Below are 14,585 nucleotides of genomic sequence, written 5' to 3'. Positions count from 1 at the left end.
CAGTAAGGAACTTTGACAATGTAGACACGGTCTAAGAACGCCTCATTGTTTTTGTTATTGCGGAAGGTCTGCCATTCGGATTCGTTGGAGTGCGCGAGAATCATGCCATCAAACGGCAGCGCAGATAGCCCCTCAGTACCGTTATAGTTGCCTTCTTGCGTTGCGGTAAGCAGCGGGTGAAGCACTTTGATTGGCGCTTTAAACATCTCAACGAATTCCATTAAGCCTTGGTTTGCACGACACAAGGCACCGGAATAGCTGTAAGCATCGGGATCGTCTTGGGAGAAGTGTTCTAACTGACGAATATCGACTTTACCGACCAGTGATGAAATGTCTTGGTTGTTTTCATCGCCGGGCTCAGTTTTGGCAATCGCACGTTGGTCCAAAATGGATGGGCGCACTTTCACAACTTTAAATTTGGAGATGTCACCGCCGAATTCATGTAGGCGCTTGGCTGCCCAAGGCGACATGATGGAGCGTAGGTAGCGGTTTTCGATGCCATACTCTTTTTTCAGAAGCTCACCATCTTCATTGACGTCAAACAGACAGAATGGATGGTCGTTGACTGGGCTACGGACACCGTTGGCAGAGAGCACGTAAATGGGCATCTGTTGCATCAAGGCTTTAAGTTTCTCCGCGAGTGACGATTTACCACCGCCCACAGGGCCGAGTAGGTAAAGAATCTGTTTGCGCTCTTCGAGACCTTGCGCCGCATGCTTGAGGTAGGAGACGATTTGCTCGATGGCTTCCTCCATACCGTAAAAATCTTTGAATGTTTCATAACGAGAAATCATCCGGTTGGAGAAAATACGGCTGAGACGGGGGTCTTTCGCTGTATCGATTACTTGTGGCTCACCAATAGCCATCAATAGACGTTCAGCCGCGTTTGCGTAAGCACTTTTGTCGTCCTTACACAGGCTAAGGAATTCTTGCAGTGATAACTCCTCATCCTTGGAGGCTTCGTAGCGTGCTTGGAAATGGTCGAAAATACTCATAATGAAATCCCCTCTGAACCTGTCAAAATGACATTAAACCCGCATTGAAAAGCGTTTCCTCTCTTCCTATAAGACTAGCCCGTATTTGGAATTCTGCTTAAAAAATATGTGTTTAATTGCAAATTGTGATTTTGGGCAGATTCAGCCGCTCTCTTTTCCGACAAGTCCAAAGTGGTGAAATAATCAAGGCGTGAATCATTAATATTTACGACCTATCGATGAGGGGAATGCGTCAGGAAAAGCGCTGGTAAAACTCACCATCTAAACAGAGCGTTAGCCGCTCTTGAGTGTCAACCTTGTGATGAAGGCAGCAAATTAAAACAAAAAGAGTGCGCTCGCTTCCACAAACAAAACACTTTTTTCAAGGCTTTCGACGTGCGTCATGATTTATTTCTATGCGCAAAATATAATGACTGAGATGATCCCATCGCAATCACATTAGAATGAAAGTAACTGCTATATGTTCAATAAAATTTCGTTAAAAAATAAACTCGCGATTTCAGCGAGTGTTGCCATTGTAGTCGGGGGGCTCTTGGTGGAAGCGATCTCTTTTCGTTCCTCATTGGAACGGTTGGATTTTGAGGTCGAGCAGCGCCTAGAGAGTACCGTCTCATCTTACAATCAGTACGTGACAGACTGGATAGGGTCGAAGGGGCGAGCCCTGACGTCTTTATCTCAAGAGTCGGAGAAGGGCGCCATTGTGACCCATCTCAAGCAGTTGCGTGACTCCGCGGCGTTTGACAACGTTTTTCTCGCCTACGCCGATGGTTCGCAGGACAACGCCAATGGAGTGGTACTGCCGCCGGGTAATAATGACCCGCGCAAATGGGGTTGGTATCAGAACGCAGTAAAGCAGCCATCGAAAGTGTTTATGGATAATCCTACCGTCGCTGCGGCAACCGGCGCGAACGTGGTGTCGCTGGGTAAGGCGTTGACGCTGCATGGCGAACAAGTGGTGTTGGGCGCGGATGTTGAAATTACCGATATCCTCACTAGTATGGAGCATGTCATTTTGCCGGGTGAAGGCTACATGTTTATTGCCAACGCGCAAGGCAACGTCTTTGTCCACGCCGATACCAAACTGCTCAATAAACCTATTTCTCAACTAGGCCTTAATATCGATGCGGTTAAGCAAGCAACGCAACGTAGCCAAGTTTCGATGCAAGTCATCAACGGTCAAGAATCGGTCTTGTTTGCACGCAATATTCAAGGCACTGAGTTGTCGACGGTAGTCGTGCTCAATTACGATTCCCTTGTTGCGCCACTGACTAGCGCAGTTTGGGGGCAGCTATTGGTGACCTTAGTGGTCGTGATTGTCTGTGTTGCGCTGTTTAACTGGTTGTGCAACATCTTATTCCGCCCTCTCAACAACGTTTCTAACGCACTCGAGCAAATTGCAAACGGGAGTGGTGACCTTACCCAGCGTATCAAGGTGGAGTCACAAGACGAGGTGGGTCGCTTAGCGAATAACTTTAATACCTTTGTTGGTAGCTTGCAGTCGCTTATTGGCCACATCCGTGAGCAGTCACACCAGCTCAAAGATCAATCAGAACAGAGTGCGTTACGTGGTCAAGATGCAGTGAAAGATATTCACCTGCAACAGCAAGAGATCACCATGGTGGCCACTGCGGTCACCCAGCTCGCCAGTGCGACCCATGAAATTGCTTCTCATGCAGAGCAAACCGCTCAGGCAGCTCACGAATCGACGCAAAGTACCGATAACGGTTATGCGCTGGTGGCGGATACCAAAGGTTCAATCAACAAACTGGCGGCGGAGCTCGATAGTGCAGGATTGGTTGTCAGTGAATTGGATAGACACGCACAAGAGATTTCCACTGTGTTGCAAACCATTCAGGGAATCGCTGAGCAGACCAACTTACTTGCGTTGAACGCGGCGATTGAAGCTGCGCGTGCAGGTGAACAAGGTCGCGGGTTTGCCGTTGTTGCCGATGAAGTACGTGTGTTGTCTCAACGCACACACTCCTCGACTGAAGAGATCAAACACACCATCGATGTACTGCAAGGTACAACGAATAAAGCGGTTTCGATTATGAAGAGCAGCGCAGCGCTCGCCGCTCACTCGGTACAAGACGCGGATCGCGCTGCGAGTGCGTTGGAAGAAATCAAAACCGCGGGTGCACTCATCAGTGACATGGCGACACAAATCGCCACTGCGGCAGAAGAGCAAACGCATGTGACGAGTGAGATTACGCAAAATATCACGTCCATCAAGAATGTGGCGGACCAGTTAGTGGCAGGTGCGGATACCAGCTCGAAAGAGGCGTATCAGGTGAAAGCCAATGCGGAAGCGCTCACCTCGAAAGTGGCCATGTTTAAGCTGAGCTAATCGGCTAACCAACTAAAAAGGGGCGTACGCGCCCCTTTTCTGTTTCTCTATGTCTCTATGTCTCGCTATGCTCTAGTCGCTGGTTGCGCGAGAGCAGTATCGTGCTTGTCTTACGCGCGGAAGATCTGTTTTAGCTCGTTAGCGCAGAGATGGTACTGACGAGGACAGTTGCGCCAAGTGGTCAACATGCGGCGATATTTCTCTAGCATCGGCATCTGCGCATTAAAGTAGTGATCACCTTTATCAAACTGTGGGTAGAGACCTTCAGAGTCCGTTAGGAAACGCACATAGTTGACGAGCTGCGCTTCTGAAGCGATGTCAAAGCCTAGGAACGTAAGACGGCGTTGGTCGACATCTTTTTGCTCTTGCGCCTCTAGCATGCGGTAGGATTCCTGCATGGCATGGTACATTTCCATGATGTCGATAATCTCACGACAGTGTGCTTCGCTCAAACAGCCAAAGTTCTTGTTCAGCTCGTTCATTTGTAGCTCGTAGCCACGTTCAACGATCACCTGCAAACGCTGGTATTTCGCGGCGTTTTCTGGGTCCATTTGTGACATCAAGTAGTATTGGTTTGAAAGAATCAAACGTTGAGCGTTTGTCATTTCCATGCTGGCCTCACTTAAAGAATCTAATACATTTTTAATGTGCTTAGGTTATCCGTTCATTACAGGATGAAACATGATCTCAACACAGGTTTGTGATGAAAAATGATCAGATTTAAACAAAAACGGGGCTTTTTTACCGATTACTTTTTGTGGTAGTGGTTATAAATGTAGTCTCTATCGGAGAACACGCGTAGCCACTCAGGTTTGAATACCGCGAACATTGCCGCGGCCATACCGTTTAATAGCCCTTCTGGAAAAGCGAGGAGAGGTAGGAAGACCAAATAGTGTTCGACGATGGTCGGCCAATCGTGAGGGCCAAGCCACCAATGATGTACGGCGTTGATGAGTAGGTGAGCGCTGCCTGTGACGGCGCCGTTTAGAAAGCCAGCAACGAAAATAAAGACAAAGATATTACGTGGCAAAAAGCGATAACTGACTAAAAACACCCCGTGGCTTATCACGATTGGACACAATACCGAGAAGAGCAAATAGCTAGGGAGCATCGTGAGGGGTAATTCGCCAAACAGAGTCACGGCAAGGGCGGTGAACAGGCCGATGGCGTAAGCACTTCGCCATCCGTAGAGTAGCGATAATGTGGTTAAGCCCAGAAAGTGAATGGAGAGACCTGCTTTAACGCCTGCTTGCGCAGACCACAGCAAGGCCAGCGCGGCGACCACCGCAAAGGTAAAGTGTTGGAAGCCTGATTCATTGCGCAGTTTGGGCAGCAGTACAGTGCGAACATCTCGCCATATCAGCCCGAAACTGGCGAGAGCGATAAACCAAAGATAGAGTTCACTGAGTGCCACATTATCCCCAAAAAAATACCAACCATGCCTGCGTTATGGTTGGTATTTTTTCTGAATTAGGAAACAAATAAAACTAATATTTTACATTTGAGTGATATTGCTCAAGGATGCCAACAATCTTATCCATGGTTTCCTTTGATGGCGGGTTGACACCTTCAAGGGGGTAATCAAGACCGAGCGCTTCCCATTTGTGCGCGCCAAGTTTGTGGTATGGCAGCAGTTCGATTTTCTCGATGTTGTCCATATCCTTGATAAAGTCACCGAGCATGTGTGCGGCTTCTTCATCGTCGGTATAACCCGGGACAATCACGTAACGAATCCAGGTTTTCTGGCCGATTTTGTGTAGGTAACGAGCAAAGTCGAGGGTACGTTTGTTGGAGACGCCGATGAAATCATGGTGAATTTCATCTTTCATGTGTTTCAGATCGAGCATCACCAAATCGGTCGCATCGAGTACCTCATCAATCACCTCTGTGTGCTTACGGATGTAGCCATTGGTATCCAGGCAGGTATGAATGCCTTCGGCTTGTGCGGCACGGAAGAAATCGCGCACAAACTCAGGCTGAAGCATGGCTTCACCACCTGAGCAGGTGACGCCACCACCCGATGCATTCATAAAGTGACGATAACTTTTCGCTTCTTTGATGATCTCTTCAACGGTCACTTCTTTCCCATCATGGGTATCCCAAGTATCTCGGTTGTGGCAATACATGCAGCGCATTAGGCAGCCTTGCATAAACACAATGAAACGAATACCGGGACCATCAACAGTACCACATGATTCGAAAGAATGAATTCGACCAGTTGTAGACATGAGCTCATCTCTTATAAGTGATTTGTTCGTTATTTTATTACAAATGGTAGGGTTTATATAGTGAATTAGCCATTTAATAGAGAGTTTTTATAAATAGCGAAATTGTGCTTTTTTCGTCTAAAATGTATGTTATAAAAAAGTAAATAATGATAATAAAATCAAAATAAGTAGTGGAATTCAACAGGTCAGTGCTCTACACATTCACCTGATGTTAAAGGACTTTTTATGGACAGGCTTGCACTATCACAAAAACAGAGAGGGATTCTCTTTCTTGCAGTGTTGACGATTGGATTTGTTGCACTGGCACTTTTTACCTCTTCCAGATTGAGCGAAATGAGCCGCCAATACCACGCCAGTGGGGATATTGCGGTTGGCTCGCTTTCGATTTATCAAACTCAAGCAAAAATACTGACTCTGAGTAGCAACTTAGACAATTTGAGCGGTGCTCAAGTCGACAGCGTGAAAGGGGAGATTCAGACCATCGTTCAGGATGTGGAGGCCAACATTGGCTTTCTTCAATCCCTCGGTTTTCGCCAAGAGAGCCAACAGCTTGAGCAGGACATTGCCGATTTTGAAGCCGCCGTCACGCCTTGGTTAACCATCAAACAAGAGCTGGGGTTCACTATTGATGAAGGCAAATTGGGTGAGCTTGGGCAATTGGCCACCATCATAGAACAAAAAATCGCCGAGACAGGTATGGTGACGCTCAACTCGGACTTTCAGGCGATGATCAAATCGCAGCAGAACTATTTGCTGCAACCCAATGAAGAGAACTTAAAGCTGTTCAATCGCGCGATGGGCAGCTTTGAAAGTATGTCGAACGTTTATGCGATGTTGGACTTGTATGAAAAAGAGATTGAACAATATAAAGAGACCTTTATTCGTGTCGCCGAGCTATCCGAGCAAGCCGGTGCGATTGAGCAGCAGTTACTGACCACAAAAGAACGCCTCGCTGACTTGATTGCCGCCATTACATCGCAACTTGGCGGAGTGAGTATGAGATATCAAAGCAGCGCGGAAAAAACCTCTGACCAAACCTTGTGGTCGATTATGGCGGCGTGCGTGGTATTGGCGTTATTTACCATTCTTATCTTTGTCTTGCAGAGCTCGTCGCAATCTCGCTTGGTGAATACGACACAGAAGATTTTGCGCAAGCTTTCTAAAGGGGATTTGTCGAGTCGAATGGCTCTCACGAATAACCCAAAAGATGAATTCAACCAACTGGCGAGCAGTATCAATGAAAGTTGTGAAAATCTCGGCTCGTTGGTGAAAGCGGTGCAAAGTAACAGCGATGCGTTATCCGGTAACGCTGCTGAGTTGAACCAGGGCTTGGATTTACTCGCCCACCACCAAAGCGAAGTATTGGGCCAGACGCAGTTGCTCGCCTCTGCCACGGAAGAAGTGAGCGTGACGACCCACGAAGTGTCCAATTCATTGGAGTTTGTCTCGGATTTAAGTCGTCAGTCCAATCAAGCGGCCGAAGAGGGGGCGCAGGTCATTCGAGCCGCGATTGGGTCCCTAGAGGAAGTCGGCGGCATTTTGACCTCGGCGGCCAGCCATATTAAACAACTTGAGGAAGCCTCCTCGAAAGTTGACTCTGTAATGGTGATCATTAACGGTATCGCGGAGCAAACTAACCTCTTGGCGCTTAATGCAGCGATAGAAGCGGCTCGAGCGGGCGAGCAAGGTCGCGGCTTTGCGGTGGTCGCCGATGAAGTGCGCAGCTTAGCAGTGCGAACTGTGGACGCGGTGGGTGAGATCTCGGAAACCATCGATACGATGAAAAAAGAGAGCGCAGAGGTGATTCAATATATAGGGAAATCGGAAGTGACGATGCAGTCGGGCCAGCAGCGAGGTCATGAAGCGATGACAGCACTACGCACTATTACCGAAAAAGCCGACGAAGCATCGCATCAAACAGAGGTGATTTTCTCATCCATTAAAGAGTTGGCGACCACCAGTCAATCGATGGCCGACAGCATGACGCAAATCTCTTCGGCGATGAAAGAGTTAGAAGAAAATAACGCCCAGCTCAAATCCGTCAGTCAGGTGGTAGAAGAGCGCGCCAGCAGCCTAAACCAAGACTGCCAACGCTTTACCGTCTGACGCTAGAAAAACGTGTAGAAATTGATGCCCCCGGCGCCGTAGATGGAATCGGGGGCTTCTTTATAATCGGGGGTTTTGACGGTGGTCGCTAAGGTCGCGCCAAAGCTCTGATTATACCAGGCAACGCCAGCAACGGCGGTCGCTTGCACCTTGTCTAAGGTGACATCGTATAGCGATGGATCGCTAACATCGGGATTATGACGGATGCCTGGTCTATCCCCTTCAATGGTGATGTCATTGAAGCGGTAGCGAGCTTCAATGCCGGCAAAAACAAACCAGCCCTGCTTTGACCCACCCAGCATACCAGCGCGAAATGGATTCTCATTGTCAATATTGGCAGCCCCTAAGCTGCCCGATAGATCTTGTCCCCAACGCAGCATGACACCGGTTGACACATCACTACGAAAATTACCGACGTTGGCTTCAGAAACGCTCGACACTTCCCACTCGGTATTCGCCAACAGCGGCTCGCGCCATAGGTTGATGTGGGTCAGGTAACCGACACTCCCAGCAAACCCTTCATCCACTTGGTTTGCCCAACCGTTAGGATCATCAGAGCCAGTGATGCTGTGGACGAATTTTTGTGCCTCTTCCGACAGTGAGTTTTCACCCACGGTGCCCAAGGTCAGGTTAAAGCGCTGAGCTTGCATTGGATGGAGACTGATATAATTGAACTCGGTGTGAAGATAACCCGCATAAGGGCGATCGTTTTGCAGGGGCTCTACGGCTTCAATATCCGATGGCGTATACATTTTGTGAGCTAGGGTAAATTCCCATTTGTCCAAAGAGGCGGCGCCCCAAAAAGACAAACTTAGCGGCCCAACCCACGAAGGCGGGCGAATCCCTGCGGAGGTGTAAGTGAGGAAAATGCCATTGGTATAGTCTTGATCAACACCAAATACCCCGTCGTTGTCGAGTGAAAAGGCGAGGGTTGACTGCTCTGAAGCCAGTGCAGTGGTGGAGAGAAGAAGCAACGAAAAAGGGAGATAGGAAGAGCGAGCCATAGTGTTCTGTTTTGACGAATAGTGCGGATGATAGTACCGCAATTCGCTAAGGCCACTATAGGAATTCACTGATTGATGTGGGGAAATGTGCGCAAACTCTAAAGCTTACCGAGGAACGATAAGTACAAAAAATGCAGCCCCGCACTAGGCGGGGCTGCATCAATCATTCAACAGCGCTTCTTATAGAGATTCTGTAAATGTACGTGCGATTACGTCAGCTTGTTGCTCTGCAGTTAGAGAGTTAAAGCGTACAGCGTAACCAGAAACACGGATAGTTAGCTGAGGGTATTTCTCAGGGTGCTTAACTGCGTCTTCTAGAGTGTCACGGTTAAGAACGTTCACGTTCAAGTGCTGACCACCTTCGATGCCCGCTTCATGGTGGAAGTAACCATCCATTAGACCTGCAAGGTTAGCGCGCTGTGAACCTTCGTCTTTACCTAGTGCGTTAGGCACGATAGAGAAGGTGTAAGAGATACCATCTTTCGCGTGAGCAAACGGCAGTTTACCTACAGATGTTAGAGATGCGACCGCACCTTTCTCATCACGACCGTGCATTGGGTTTGCACCTGGAGCAAACGGAGCACCTGCGCGACGACCATCTGGCGTGTTACCTGTCTTCTTACCGTACACAACGTTAGATGTGATAGTAAGGATAGACTGAGTAGGAACGGCATCACGGTAAGTCTTAAGCTTACGGATCTTGTTCATGAACACTTCAACAAGTTCACAAGCGATGTCATCTACGCGTGAATCGTTGTTACCGAATTTAGGGTAGTCGCCTTCGATTTCGAAGTCGATCGCTACGCCATCTTCGTCACGGATTGGTTTCACTTTCGCGTACTTGATTGCAGATAGTGAGTCAGCCGCGATAGATAGACCCGCGATACCACAAGCCATAGTACGGTACACGTCACGATCGTGTAGCGCCATCAGTGCAGACTCGTAAGAGTACTTGTCGTGCATGAAGTGGATTGCGTTTAGTGCAGCTACATACTGCTTAGCTAGCCAATCCATGAAGTGGTCTAGGCTGTTCCACACTTCGTCGAAGCTTAGGACTTCTGAAGTGATCTTCGGCATGACTGGACCAACTTGCATTTTCAGCTTCTCATCAACACCACCGTTGATTGCGTAAAGCATGGTTTTTGCAAGGTTTGCACGAGCGCCGAAGAACTGCATTTGCTTACCAACAACCATTGGAGATACACAACATGCGATTGCGTAGTCATCTGATTCCATGTCTGGACGCATTAGGTCGTCGTTTTCGTACTGGATTGAAGAGGTATCGATAGACACTTTCGCACAGAACTTCTTGAAGCCTTCAGGTAGCTGCTCAGACCAAAGAACCGTGATGTTTGGCTCTGGAGAAGGACCCATAGTGTATAGAGAGTTAAGGAAACGGAAGTTCGTACGTGTTACTAGCGTACGGCCGTCAAGACCCATACCACCCATAGATTCTGTTGCCCAGATTGGGTCGCCAGAGAATAGGTCATCGTACTCAGGAGTACGTAGGAAACGAACCATACGTAGTTTCATTACGAAGTGGTCGATCATTTCCTGAGCTTGTTCTTCAGTGATCTTACCTGCAGCAATATCACGCTCGATGAAGATGTCTAGGAACGTCGAAGTACGACCTAGAGACATCGCTGCGCCGTTTTGAGACTTAACCGCTGCTAGGTAGCCGAAGTAAGTCCACTGTACCGCTTCTTGTGCAGTTTCTGCTGGGCGAGAGATATCGTAACCGTACTTAGCAGCCATTTCTTTCATTTGGCCAAGTGCACGGTGTTGCTCTGCGATCTCTTCGCGAAGCTGCATTGTCATTTGAAGATCTTCGCCATTCTCGAACTTCTCTTGTAGAGAAGCAAATTGAGCCAGCTTGTCTTTCATTAGGAAGTCGATACCGTATAGCGCAACGCGACGGTAGTCACCGATGATACGACCACGACCGTATGCGTCAGGAAGACCAGTCAGAACACCTGATTTACGACATTTTAGGATGTCAGGAGTGTAGATATCGAAAACACCTGCGTTGTGTGTTTTACGGTATTCAGTGTAGATTTTTGAGATTGCTGGATCGAGTTCACGACCGTAAACTTTACAAGAACCTTCAACCATGCGGATACCACCGTTAGGGATGATAGCGCGCTTAAGAGGAGCGTCAGTTTGAAGACCAACGATAGTTTCAAGATCTTTTTCGATGTAGCCTGCGTCGTGAGCAGTGATGGTAGAGATAACGTCAGTATCGAAATCAACAGGAGCGTGCGTTGAGTTTTCGATCTTGATACCTTCCATTACTTTAGCCCAAAGCTTGTTTGTCGCTTCAGTACCTTCAGAAACTAGGAAAGATTCGTCGCCTTCGTATGGGGCATAGTTTTTCTGAATGAAATCACGAACGTTTACTTCGTTTTGCCAGTCACCCGCTGCAAAACCTTCCCAAGCTTTAGCAAATTGCTCTGCCATGACATACCTACCTTTTTAGTAGTAAAAACACGTACTGTACTGAACTTATAGTCAACGTGTTGACCATTCAGCATCCTCATTACTGAGGCAGTACACTCTAATGAATAACAATAGGTATAGTCTTAAACCAAAGGAACGCAAAGGACAGGAAAAACTATAACTATTGTCACTAAAAATAATATGGTTATTTCTTACTGTAGTTTCAAGGTTAACTTAAAAAAATCTTACAAACCTTAAACTAAATCAATAAATGCTAAAAAAAGTTGATAAAAATGGGGTGGCTATTTAAGCCACCCACACAAATGTTGAATCTTTATAGCCAGGCTGGAATGCCGTACTGAGCTTCCAGCATACCTACTGCTAGCATAGCAACAAGACAGATAACAAACACGCCTACTGGGATAATGATTTTGTCTGCGAACGACAAACGAGACGCGCGCTCTTTATCACCAATGAGACCGTTGTTATCTAGGAACATAGTCAGTGCCCATGCCAACACAGGGTTAGCGACAACAGATGCAAAGATACAGATACCTGCTGCTTGTGAATCTTTAGTGTCCTTAACCATCTGCATGCCTGCTTCAAGAAGTGGCAAGAATACGCCCACTAATAGTGCAACACGCATCACCGGTGGCCACACCGCGACGTCCATTGGGAAACCAAGAATCGCAACGATGATACACAGTGAACCAAGCAAGATGGCACCCGCTGGGATAGGACGCTTAGCGATCGCTGCTGGGATCATGTAGGTACCCCAAGAAGAGGTAATGTTACCACCACCAACGGCAGTACCAACCATTTGGCGGACTGAACACATGGTCATGGTGTCGTCCACATCCATTAAGACTTTTTCTGTCTTACGAGGGTAGTTCAGCTCTTGGAAGATACGGTGGCCAAGGAAGTCAGGCGACCACATCGCGACAGCCAAAATCGCAAAAGGTAGAGACGCGATAAAGTGTTCAAGATTTGGTAGACCTAGCATCCAACCTTGCTCAGTGCTGCCCCACCAGTAAACAGGGTTAAGGTTTGGCAGACCCATCTCGGTTTCGAAGGTTAAGTCGAAGCCCGCACCCAGACCTAGGGCAATCAAAAGCCCGGTAAAGGCACACACGGGAATCGCCAACCAGCGCATGTTGATTTTTGCTAGGAAAGCGTAAATACCGATGGTGATACCCAATACAATCAGACCCACATAGCCCATGCTACCTGCCGCAACATCAGCAGATTGGAGCCCTGTTGCCCATGACTGAATGGAACCGATCTGGCTCATGGTACCGGTAAAGCCCAAGAAGATAAGCAAGCCGCCGGCGGTGCCTTCTGAGGTGAGGTTGACGAGCTTGGAGCCACCTTTAAAGTAGCTGAGTAGCAAGCCGAATACACCCAAAAGAATCGCAAGTGCAAGAGGGTGAGCACCGGCAAGGGCAATCGAGCCGATCAATGGAATCATCGGACCGTGGTTACCCGCAAGGTTTGCTCGTGGGTTTAAGAAACCGGATGAAATAATACAGAACAGCAGGGCTGGGATGAGCATTTCCACACGAGCCACTTCGATGGCGAACTCTTTACCGAGGTTCACGTGCTCCCATGCGGCGGATAGGCCGTCTGCCCATGACATCATTACCGCTGAGTACATTGCGATAATGCCGATGGTACCTGCAAGTGCAGGGACTAAGTCCTCCAGCTCGAAACGGAAGTCGCGACCCGGAAGGTTAAGACCAAAACGACGAGGCTTCATAATTTGAAGCTCGTGGTCTAGATAATCTGAACGGGTTGCAAACTCAGAGGCAGGGCGGTGCAGCTCCTGGTAGCTCTTGTTTTCGATATCCGAATCAGAGTGCGGTTTGTTCACTGCGTCTGACATAGATTCCTCATATTTCAAAATGTTGATAATTCCAAAAGCTACTCGATAGTGATGATTGTCGATAGCTCATAATCTTGCAATTTGGCTTGCTGCGCTGCTCTTACCTTGTAGCTCGAACATTATGTGCCTAAGAATAGACAAAAGAAAAGGCAGTAAGTCAGTCAAATTAGGCTTTTATGGATGAGGCGAGTTTAACGTGCTAACCCCTTAGAGTGATTGATTTAGATCACTTTAAGAAAGAATGTGAAAGAAAACTACACAACGCCGCATATGCACGTAAGTTACTGTTCATACGCCTGAAAATTAATTTCACATTGCTATTTTTACTAGATATACAACCATTTGCGGCGTGTATGTTTCAGATAAAATTATCAATTACTTGAAGTGGATCTTCTTTTTATAAAATTGTTAAAGGGTCGGGTTGGATATAGTGATGGCGAGATATTTCATTTATGCGCATAAACAAGGTGAATAATCTAAAAGTTGAATAAAAAGTCATATTTTGTAACTTAATATCCCACAATGTCAGGTTAATAATTTGTTGCATGTTGTCCGGACTAGTGCTAGTTTGTAGCGAATGTGGGCCATAGCCCAAGCAGTCAACCGGATTGACGTGAACGTTTTCGTTTATGGGGCACAGTTTTTGCTATCACAGAGGCAAGTGTCGTTCTCAATTTCGCCGCTAGATGGTTTTTGTCAACACAGATGAGCCATAGCTGCGCGAGCGCCGACTCGGAATCGTCATTCGGACAAGAAAAAGAATACAGGGAGTTTGCGCGCATGAAAGATGTACCCGCGCTGGATATTAAAGAACTGCATAAAACATTTGGACAAAATGAGGTCCTAAAAGGCATTTCGCTTGAGGCACACAAAGGGGATGTGATTTCCATCATTGGCTCTTCCGGTTCAGGAAAGAGTACCTTCCTACGTTGTATCAACCTGTTAGAAACGCCTACCGCTGGCGAGATATGGGTAAATGGTGAACTGATTCAGATGAAGCACAATCGTCAGGGGGAAGCCGTTCCCGCCAACGAAAAGCAAGTGCAACGTATTCGATCTCGTCTCGCCATGGTCTTCCAAGGATTCAATCTGTGGTCTCATATGACGGTACTGGAAAACGTGATTGAAGCGCCAGTGCACGTCCTTGGCGTCCCTAAGGCGCAAGCGATTGAAAACGCAGAAATGCTACTAAAGAAAGTGGGCCTTTACGAGCGAAAGGACTATTACCCAGGTCACTTGTCGGGTGGCCAGCAGCAACGTGCGGCGATTGCCCGTGCGTTGGCCGTTGACCCGGAAGTGATGCTATTTGACGAACCGACGTCAGCACTCGATCCCGAGCTTGTCGGTGAAGTTCTCGGGGTTATGAGAGATTTGGCAGAAGAAGGGCGCACCATGTTAGTTGTTACTCACGAAATGGCGTTTGCTCGCGATGTCTCAAATCATGTCATGTTTTTGCATCAAGGATTGGTGGAAGAACAAGGAGACCCAGCTAAACTGTTTACCAACCCAGACTCAAAACGTCTAAAGCAGTTTATCTCGTCTATCTATTAAGGCTTCTTTAATCAAAACAGTCTTTATTATAAGGAC

General features: G+C 47.6%; 10 protein-coding genes. 3 read left to right on the top strand and 7 right to left on the bottom strand.

The window, feature by feature from the left end; genetic code table 11:
* The coding region (locus tag AC6R0S_RS06710; RefSeq protein ID WP_500637499.1) for a PrkA family serine protein kinase at nt 1-995 on the bottom strand (995 nt) is incomplete at its 3' end.
* A gap of 460 nt (nt 996-1,455) precedes the next feature.
* Here AC6R0S_RS06710 and AC6R0S_RS06705 point away from each other — a divergent pair.
* The gene (locus tag AC6R0S_RS06705) at nt 1,456-3,342 is read left to right on the top strand and encodes a methyl-accepting chemotaxis protein (protein WP_500627972.1); all 1,887 of its coding nucleotides are present in this window, start codon (nt 1,456-1,458) and stop codon (nt 3,340-3,342) included.
* Between the two features lie 110 nt (nt 3,343-3,452).
* On the opposite strand, the gene AC6R0S_RS06700 is transcribed toward AC6R0S_RS06705, so the two are convergent.
* The 3 genes from AC6R0S_RS06700 to pflA form a co-directional block, all read right to left on the bottom strand.
* On the bottom strand, nt 3,453-3,953 hold the full coding sequence (locus AC6R0S_RS06700) for a YfbU family protein (RefSeq protein WP_500626135.1): 501 nt from the start codon (nt 3,951-3,953) through the stop codon (nt 3,453-3,455).
* A 137-nt stretch (nt 3,954-4,090) separates the two neighbouring features.
* Nucleotides 4,091-4,756 (bottom strand): hypothetical protein, encoded by a 666-nt coding sequence (locus AC6R0S_RS06695; protein ID WP_500632657.1) that lies wholly within the window; start codon nt 4,754-4,756, stop codon nt 4,091-4,093.
* Nucleotides 4,757-4,829: 73 nt separating this feature from the next.
* Nucleotides 4,830-5,570, bottom strand: coding sequence for a pyruvate formate lyase 1-activating protein (gene pflA, locus AC6R0S_RS06690; RefSeq protein ID WP_500632656.1), 741 nt, complete (start codon nt 5,568-5,570; stop codon nt 4,830-4,832).
* 225 nt (nt 5,571-5,795) lie between these two features.
* On the opposite strand from pflA, the gene AC6R0S_RS06685 reads away from it, so the two are divergent.
* Nucleotides 5,796-7,676 carry a methyl-accepting chemotaxis protein gene (locus AC6R0S_RS06685; protein WP_500637498.1) on the top strand — a complete coding sequence of 627 codons (1,881 nt, stop codon included), beginning with the start codon at nt 5,796-5,798 and terminating at the stop codon, nt 7,674-7,676.
* A gap of 2 nt (nt 7,677-7,678) precedes the next feature.
* Here AC6R0S_RS06685 and AC6R0S_RS06680 read toward each other — a convergent pair whose 3' ends face one another.
* The 3 genes from AC6R0S_RS06680 to AC6R0S_RS06670 form a co-directional block, all read right to left on the bottom strand.
* The gene (locus AC6R0S_RS06680; protein ID WP_500637497.1) at nt 7,679-8,680 is read right to left on the bottom strand and encodes a lipid A deacylase LpxR family protein; all 1,002 of its coding nucleotides are present in this window, start codon (nt 8,678-8,680) and stop codon (nt 7,679-7,681) included.
* A 180-nt stretch (nt 8,681-8,860) separates the two neighbouring features.
* Entirely contained in the window at nt 8,861-11,137 is a 2,277-nt protein-coding gene (gene pflB / locus AC6R0S_RS06675; protein ID WP_500630270.1) for a formate C-acetyltransferase, read from the bottom strand.
* A gap of 313 nt (nt 11,138-11,450) precedes the next feature.
* Nucleotides 11,451-12,998, bottom strand: a complete 1,548-nt coding sequence (locus AC6R0S_RS06670) for a DUF3360 family protein (protein ID WP_334552484.1) — start codon at nt 12,996-12,998, stop codon at nt 11,451-11,453.
* 780 nt (nt 12,999-13,778) lie between these two features.
* Here AC6R0S_RS06670 and AC6R0S_RS06665 point away from each other — a divergent pair.
* Complete coding sequence (locus AC6R0S_RS06665) at nt 13,779-14,549, top strand: ABC transporter ATP-binding protein (RefSeq protein WP_500626141.1); 771 nt, start codon at nt 13,779-13,781, stop codon at nt 14,547-14,549.
* Nucleotides 14,550-14,585 lie beyond the last annotated feature (36 nt).

This window comes from Vibrio sp. R15-SG3-ISO1B, assembly GCF_059833835.1.
This window is presented reverse-complemented; position numbering and strand designations above follow the sequence as displayed.